Source organism: Bacteroidia bacterium, assembly GCA_025056095.1.
Taxonomy (GTDB): Bacteria; Bacteroidota; Bacteroidia; order JANWVE01; family JANWVE01; genus JANWVE01.
Genome location: JANWVW010000132.1, coordinates 1 through 7,679, shown reverse-complemented (window position 1 = coordinate 7,679; position 7,679 = coordinate 1). Strand labels below are relative to the sequence as shown.

Below are 7,679 nucleotides of genomic sequence, written 5' to 3'. Positions count from 1 at the left end.
ACCGAAGCGTTAGCGTAGCCCGTAGCACGCCGACCTTGTGGGCAAAAGCCCACAAGGGCACGCCCAAAAAAATAAAACTATACTTAAAGCAGGATTAGAGTTAGGATTACAGTCCTTTTGTAAAAAATAGATTAAATCTCTACCTTTGCATATTATTTCTTTGCTGCGTATGGGACGTATCTTTGAAAAACGAAAGTACAAGATGTTTGCCCGATACGATAGAATGGCAAAGGCTTTCACTCGTGCAGGAAAAGAAATTGCAATTGCGGTCAGATTAGGAGGACCTAACCCGGAATACAATCCTCGCCTACGCATGGCTATACAAAACGCAAAAGCTGTAAACATGCCCAAAGATAGGATTGAAGCAGCTATCAAACGTGCTGCTGCCAAAGAAGAAGCAGATTTAGAAGAAGTTACTTATGAAGCTTATGCTCCTCATGGCGTAGCTCTTGTCATAGAAGCAGCTACGAATAATCCCACTCGGACCGTAGCCAATATTCGCAGCTATCTCAATAGAGCAGGAGGAAGTTTAACTAAAACAGGTTCATTAGACTTCATTTTTGATAGAAAAGGTGTATTCAAACTTCAAAATAACAATCTTGACCTTGAAACCTTAGAATTAGAGCTAATTGATTTTGGTTTAGAAGAGCTAGGGCACGACGAAGAAGGAAACATTATTATTTACTCTGCTTTTACTGACTTTGCTAACATGCAAAAAGCCCTTGAAGACCGAAAAATAGAAGTGATAAGTGCAGAAATACAAAGAATACCAAATACTTTCGTAGAGCTACCTGAAGCCCAAGAGAATGAAGTATTAGAGTTGATTGAAAAATTGGAATCTGACGACGATGTTCAAAATGTATATCATAACTTGAAATAGAAGAATTGCATGTCTGAACAAAAACTCAAAATTGGAGTTGTAGGCGCAGGACACTTGGGCAAAATCCATATCAATTGTATTAAACAAATTCCAAGCTACGAATTAGTAGGGTTTTACGATATTGATGAAAATACTGCCCAAGAGGTTTCTAAAAAGTTAAACGTACCGCACTTTGACACACTTGAAGCTTTAATTGCAAACATAGACGTTTTAGATGTAGTTGTGCCTACCTTGTACCATTATGCGTGCGCAGTGCAAGCTATACAAGCTCAAAAGCATGTTTTTATTGAAAAACCTTTTACCACTACTTTACAGGAAGCACAAAGCTTAATAGAGTTAGCGCTTGCATACAAGGTAAAGATTCAAGTAGGACACGTAGAGCGTTTTAATCCCGCTTTTTTAGCTGTTCAATCTTTGGCGCCGCAACCTCTATTTATAGAAAGTCATCGTTTAGCGCAGTTTAATCCCAGAGGCACGGATGTTTCTGTGGTATTAGATTTAATGATTCACGATATTGACGTGATACAGAGCATGATTCCATCCAAAGTAATCAAGGTAGATGCTAGCGGTGTAGCCGTAGTCAGCGAAACTCCTGATATTGTAAATGCTCGTATTACTTTTGAAAATGGGGCTGTGGCAAACGTAACGGCATCTCGGATTAGTCTTAAAAATATGCGAAAGATGCGCTTATTTCAGCAAGATGCATACATTACTATGGATTTTTTAGAAAAAAAAGCGGAAATATTCCAACTCAAAAATATGAGTGCTCCTGATGCTCGCATAAAGCTCAAACAAGCGCTTGAAAAAGGCGAAATGCCCGAGAACTTACATTATGAAACCTTGCCTACTCCACCTGTCAACGCTATTAAAATGGAATTAGAAACGTTTTACGAAGCGATTATCCAAGATACTAAACCTGTGGTAGACATGTACGATGGCTACCGTGCTTTGGAAACTGCTTTTATGGTCATTGACAATATAAATAAGCATTTGAGTTCAATTAAGGTATAAGTGAGCAAAGGGTAGCAGGCATTTGTAAAAAAATTTGCATGTCAAACTTACAAGCTAAAATAAAATTTTGACCTGAAAATGAGATAAAACACGCTCCTTGTTTATCACAATCCATTTGTTTATATTTGTAACAATGAAAGCAAAAGTTTTGGCTTTTTTGGTAGTATTTACCTCTGCCATACTTTTTGCGCAAAATGATAACTGGCTTATTGAGGGGGGCGTACATGCTACGGTTCTATCTTTCAGACCTAAACCTGATAAAGTAAAAGGTTTTCTTTATCAACGTATAGATACGTTACTATGGGGGGTAGGTGCTAACCTTGCTTATTCAATATGGAATGATGAGCAAAGTGCTTCTTTTACGATACAAGCTTCGCCTAAAATAGGTTTTTCTACTCAAAGATATAGTAACCTCAAGTCTATTGCTACGACTTTATATGCGCAAATGCGTTGGGGTGGAGGAAGCGTAGATAGAAGCCCGTATCCTTTGGGTATAGGTGCAGGTATAGGTGCGGGGGCTTGGTATTACACTATAAATCCAAAAGACGCATATAATTATGGGATTAGTCCGCTATTAAATGTAGAACTGATTATCAATTTAGATGAATTTCCGGTTGTGTTGAAGTATGAACAAAGTATAAACGGTGCTTCGGCAAATTCAAAATACTACGCACTTTCTATCACAGGTAGATGGCGAAATATTTTCAGGAAATAAATAGTTTGAAACTAAAATAGTTTTTGCATTTGTTATGGTAATGTTATACCTTTGCATGTATGTCTTTGCGCAGGTTTGAGCTAAATACTCCTTTTAGATACGGTCATTTTGTGCAAAAAAATGAAAAAGGCAGGCGTTTAGTCATTCCTGATATACATGGCTGCAAAAAGACATTTGAAGAACTACTTAAAAAAATCAATCTAACCAAAGATGACCAGCTATTTTTATTAGGGGACTACGTGAATAAAGGTCCCGATAGCTTGGGAGTAATAGACAAAATTATAGAGCTGATTGAGGAAGGGTATAATATTTTTCCGTTAAGAGGTAACCATGAGCAAATTTGGTTAGAAAAAATGAATAATCATCCTAAAATTACTCAAAAACAAAAAAATTTTTTGCGAATTTTGCCCTTATTTTATGAGTTAGACCGCTTTTATTTGGTACATGGAGGTTTTGATATACGCCGTAGTAATCCCTTTTTGGACATTAAAAGTATGCTAACTGCAAGGTATATGCAGTACGATGCCCGTACATTTCAAAATAAAATTATTATTCATGGGCATACTACTATGTCTTTACCTATTATACAAGCACAATTACAAGAAAAACGCTCTGTGATTAGCTTAGATAACGGTTGTGTGTACAGAGATAGTTTGTATGAAGGCAATTTAGTATGTCTGAATTTAGATACTTTTGAGCTTGCCATTCAAAGAAACGTAGAAAACACTAGATAGAGCCTATTGCAGCTTTATTAAGTCTCTGTCCTTGTACTGCAAAATAAACAAGTGTTGGTTGTCGTGTTTTTCGTTATAGTTGAATATGGTTTGGACACCTGTGTAAAAAGCTTGTTCAAAAAAAGTATTAGTAGGTTGCTCTTTTACGTGATTTTTACAGGTATGTAATACTAAGTTCATTATGTCAAATCCTCTGTAAGCTGCATCGTCAGGTTCTGCAAATAAAAATTCACGGTATTTTTGTCTAAATTCTACTGCGCTTTGAGAATATAAATCTAAATAAGTATCGCTGGTAAAAGTAACTTTAAATCGTTCTAACATATCTCCTGAAAACGTTTCAAATTTTCGGCAATCAGAGTAGCTATACACGTTTGTAATTATGCTGTTTTCATTCAAGGCACTAACTACTGTGTTGAATAAAGTTATTTCATCAGAGCATAAATACACGCCATTTGCTTTACCTTCGCGTATGGCTTTGACTAATTCATAAGCCACATTATTATCAGAGCTTATTAGCGTAGCTTTTGCTTTATGCTTTTGCATTTTTTCAGCAAAAGCAGTGGCCATCATTTTCATTTCAGGATTGTTATATTCATATACTACAGCTATATGATTATCTGAAGTATTTTTAAGAATGTAAGCAGCCATTCTTTCGCCGTGTGTATGCGCAGAAGCATTATACAAAAAGGTAGTAGCATATTTTTCGCATAAAACTGGATTGTAAGTCAAAGGCGAAAGGTAAATGGCTCCTATTTTTTCAGCATACCTAGCAGTAATTTCATTAGTAATATTGAAGTAAGGACCTATCAAAAAATCTGACTGTGCTAAATATTCATCTTGTTCAAACAAGGCTTTTAACTTAACCGTATCCTTAGGTATATCTATCAAATTGAGAAACACGTTGCTTTGAGGATATTTTTCTTTATAGTTTTGGTAGGCAAGATATACGCCATACCAAAAATGGCGTGCATAGGCGTTGGTTTTGCTTGGGTTTTCTTCACTAAGTTGAACAGGTAATAAAACTGAAATTAGTAGTTTTCCATCGTTAGGTTTTTCAATAGTAACACGGTTGCTCGTATAAGTGTTATTTTTTTGTTTATACTTTTCCATTTCTGCTAAAAACTTCTTACATTCTTGCACAATTTTGGACTTTTGCTCTTCTTCATTAAGTTTAGCAAGGCGCTGTTTAATCTTATCCCAATTTTGCTCTTTGACTTCCTGGGATAAAAGCATCTCTAATACCTTTGTACGCAAAAAACTTGCTTTTTCTACACTAAAAGTTTTATAGTAATCCTCCCAAAAATTGTAATCTCCTTTTTCTTTTAAAAAATGTAAAAAAGCATTTTCAGCGGATGCCATAATGTACGGCGATTGAAATGAATAAATTGTAGCCAAAGCATCTAGTCCTTTTCTCAATTCACCCATTTCAATGTAGCATATAGCTTTGTGATAATTTGCTTCTTGGTGATATTTACCAAAAGGTTCCATCGAAAGTACTTTTTCAAAATTACGGATGGCGTTTTCATATTGCCCTAATCGATAAAAACACAATCCCATGTATAGGTACGAAACAATGCTATAATTATGTTGAGGGGTGCGATTAGCAGACTTACTGAACTCTTCTAAAGCTTCTTTGTATTTTCTAGCTCCGTAAAAATCTTTTCCTTTTTCAAAAGCATGGTGTGATTTTTTATGATACGGCAACGTTTGACTATGAATCAAAAAACTAAAAAAAATACTACACAGTATAAATACATTTTTCATTCAGGTGCAAAATTAAAATTTTGGTAGTAATTTTTTTGCATCCTGTACAAGACGTTTTAGGCTTATAAGTGCGAATTAAAAGCAAGCTTAATTTACTTTCGTGTTTTTTTATCTTTATCTTTTCTGCCTATTAACGAAAAATGTACATATCTCTTGGGGTTAGCTTTAAGGTCAATAAGTAGGCTATCTAAGTCTCGCGCAGAATGAGATAAATTTTCATATAACTGTTTGTCGTTAAGCAACTTACCAACTGTACCTTGTTCGCTGTTTATTTTTTCTAAAGTTTTTTGGGAGAGCAGGAGGTTAGTGTTAATTTTAGATAGTGTAGTTTTAAGAGTATCTGTAGCTATGGCGGTATTAGCCATAATTTTGGTTATATTTTGATTATTTTGTTCCAAATTAGTTATACTGCTTTCAATTTTTTTGAGAATACCTTGTAACTGCTCTTTGGAAGTAGCATCATTTATTTTTTGAGTAGCGGCGTTAAGTGAAGCTGTAGTTTGTTTCAGGTTCTGTAAAATGTCTTCGATACGAGCTTGGTTTTGATGGTCTAATACTCTATTTAGTTTGCTTACAAGCGTATCAATACTTGTAATAGTGTGTTCTAGTTTTTGGCTTAGTGGCTCAAAAGTATTAGAAAGTCTTTTCATTATATCTTCTTGAACTACGCCTGTAAGTTCTTCTCCCGATTGTGCTAAATTTTTATCTTGGGAAGGTACAATCACTAGCTTGGATGCACCAAAGAAAGCATCCCCTTGAATACTTACCTTGCTGCCTTTGGGAACAGGGACATCGTCATCTACCTCAAAATCTACACGAATTTTATACTCTGGAGTAACAGAAATACGATTAACTCTACCTACTACCATGCCGTTCCATAAAACTTTTGTACCTTGTTGAATACCTCCAACTTTGTCAAACAATGCATAAAACTTATGTGTATGAGAAAAAGTGTGCCCTTTCAAGTAATTGACCGTAGCAAAAAGCAACGCTAAGGTGAGGGCAGCCAAAACACCTGCCTTGACTTCAGTACTTATTTTCACGTAGTAAAAATACACACACGCAACTAATATTTCCAAATTGTTGTACAGAATGTAAATAAAGACTTATTTTGTGGAAATATGGATTTATCCTCACTCTTTGAAGTGGAACTGCTAAAACAAATAGAAAAAGTAGGCATACGCAAGTCTGTCAAAGCGGATACGGTGCTATTGGATATACACCAACCTATAAAATATATTCCAATTGTTCTTTCTGGCAGTATCAAGGTATTCAGTGTGGATAATAATGGGCGAGAGCTGCTACTGTACTATGTGCATCCAGGTGAGTCCTGTGCTATGACATTTACTTGCTGTATGCAGCAAAAAAATAGTGAAATTAAAGCGGTTGTAGAAGAAGACGCAGATTTGATTCTTCTACCTATAACCGTTATGGATGAGTGGATTTTCAAGTATTCTACCTGGAAAAGTTTTATCATGCAAACTATGTACAATCGTTTTACAGAGTTGCTCAAAAGTCTTCATCTTGTTGCGTTTGAAAAGTTAGATGAGCGGCTTATACGGTATTTGATTGAAAAGTCAAAGTTAGTAGGTTCTACGGTTTTAGATATCTCTCACCAGCAAATTGCTGATGAATTAGCTACCTCCCGAGTGGTAATTTCTAGATTGCTAAAAAAATTAGAAAATGAAAATAAACTTATTTTGTACAGGAATCAAATCAAGTTGCTAAGAGGCATATTTGCTTCTTAGAAGTGGCATTTTGAACCGTAAAAAAACCTTGTAGTCGGAATATATTTTTGGAAGATAGTTTTATTTTGAGCGCGCCCCTTGCTGACGCAAGGGCAAGGACATTCCCTATCCAGCCCGCAGTACACTGACTTTGTAGACATTAGCGCAAGCGAAACGGGAACAAAGATACACTCAACAAAACTAAAACTTTTACGTAGTAAGTATAATAAAAAATTTTTGTGAGCTGTTGGTTTTTTCGTATTACTGCAAGATAAACAAAAAGTAATCTTTATGAAAAAAGTATTATCTGTTATTTTATTGTTGCTTAGTGCTTGTCTTGTTTATTCTCAAGGGACAGCACTTGCTTTATTGCTTTCAAAACAACTTTAATAAGCAGTCAGGTAGCGGACCTATTTTGATTCAAGCTCCTGCGGGAGGATACTTTACAAGCAGTAAAGTAGCACGCAAGTTTATTTTTATTCTACAAACACAGAAACAAGTTTTGCTACCTGGAGTGTAATAGACATGTCAGGTAAAGTGATAAAAAGTGGTACGTTATCCAATCAAAACAGTGTTGATATCAAATTAGACGAGCTATCTCCTTCTATGTATATTTTTAGACTACAAACAACAAAAGGGGAGCAATATACGGAAAAGCTAATAATAACCGAATAACAAAAAATTTAGATTGATAGATAATTTTTTTGGGCGTGCCCTTGTGGGCGTTTCGCTTGCGCTCATGCCCACAAGGTCGGCGTGCTACGGGCTACGCTAACGCTTCGGTGCTTCGCTGCGCTTCGCACCGTGCGGTCCCCCGCCCACCCCCAGCCACCACCCAAGGATGTAAG

General features: G+C 36.0%; 8 protein-coding genes. 6 read left to right on the top strand and 2 right to left on the bottom strand.

Annotated elements, in window-relative coordinates:
* Positions 1-169: 169 nt before the first annotated feature.
* From NZ519_09735 to NZ519_09720, 4 genes are all read left to right on the top strand, one after another.
* A complete protein-coding gene (locus tag NZ519_09735; GenBank protein ID MCS7029035.1) occupies positions 170-880 on the top strand; it encodes a YebC/PmpR family DNA-binding transcriptional regulator in 711 nt (236 codons plus the stop codon).
* Positions 881-889: 9 nt separating this feature from the next.
* The gene (locus NZ519_09730; GenBank protein MCS7029034.1) at positions 890-1,891 is read left to right on the top strand and encodes a Gfo/Idh/MocA family oxidoreductase; all 1,002 of its coding nucleotides are present in this window, start codon (positions 890-892) and stop codon (positions 1,889-1,891) included.
* A gap of 133 nt (positions 1,892-2,024) precedes the next feature.
* The gene (locus tag NZ519_09725) at positions 2,025-2,606 is read left to right on the top strand and encodes a hypothetical protein (protein MCS7029033.1); all 582 of its coding nucleotides are present in this window, start codon (positions 2,025-2,027) and stop codon (positions 2,604-2,606) included.
* 59 nt (positions 2,607-2,665) lie between these two features.
* A complete protein-coding gene (locus tag NZ519_09720) occupies positions 2,666-3,340 on the top strand; it encodes a serine/threonine protein phosphatase (protein ID MCS7029032.1) in 675 nt (224 codons plus the stop codon).
* A 3-nt stretch (positions 3,341-3,343) separates the two neighbouring features.
* On the opposite strand, the gene NZ519_09715 is transcribed toward NZ519_09720, so the two are convergent.
* Entirely contained in the window at positions 3,344-5,062 is a 1,719-nt protein-coding gene (locus tag NZ519_09715) for a hypothetical protein (protein MCS7029031.1), read from the bottom strand.
* A gap of 134 nt (positions 5,063-5,196) precedes the next feature.
* Positions 5,197-6,147, bottom strand: coding sequence for an MlaD family protein (locus NZ519_09710; protein MCS7029030.1), 951 nt, complete (start codon positions 6,145-6,147; stop codon positions 5,197-5,199).
* Positions 6,148-6,225: 78 nt separating this feature from the next.
* Here NZ519_09710 and NZ519_09705 point away from each other — a divergent pair, with 78 nt between their 5' ends.
* Both NZ519_09705 and NZ519_09700 read left to right on the top strand, forming a co-directional pair.
* The gene (locus tag NZ519_09705) at positions 6,226-6,852 is read left to right on the top strand and encodes a Crp/Fnr family transcriptional regulator (GenBank protein MCS7029029.1); all 627 of its coding nucleotides are present in this window, start codon (positions 6,226-6,228) and stop codon (positions 6,850-6,852) included.
* Between the two features lie 316 nt (positions 6,853-7,168).
* Positions 7,169-7,351, top strand: coding sequence for a hypothetical protein (locus NZ519_09700; GenBank protein MCS7029028.1), 183 nt, complete (start codon positions 7,169-7,171; stop codon positions 7,349-7,351).
* Positions 7,352-7,679: the final 328 nt, after the last annotated feature.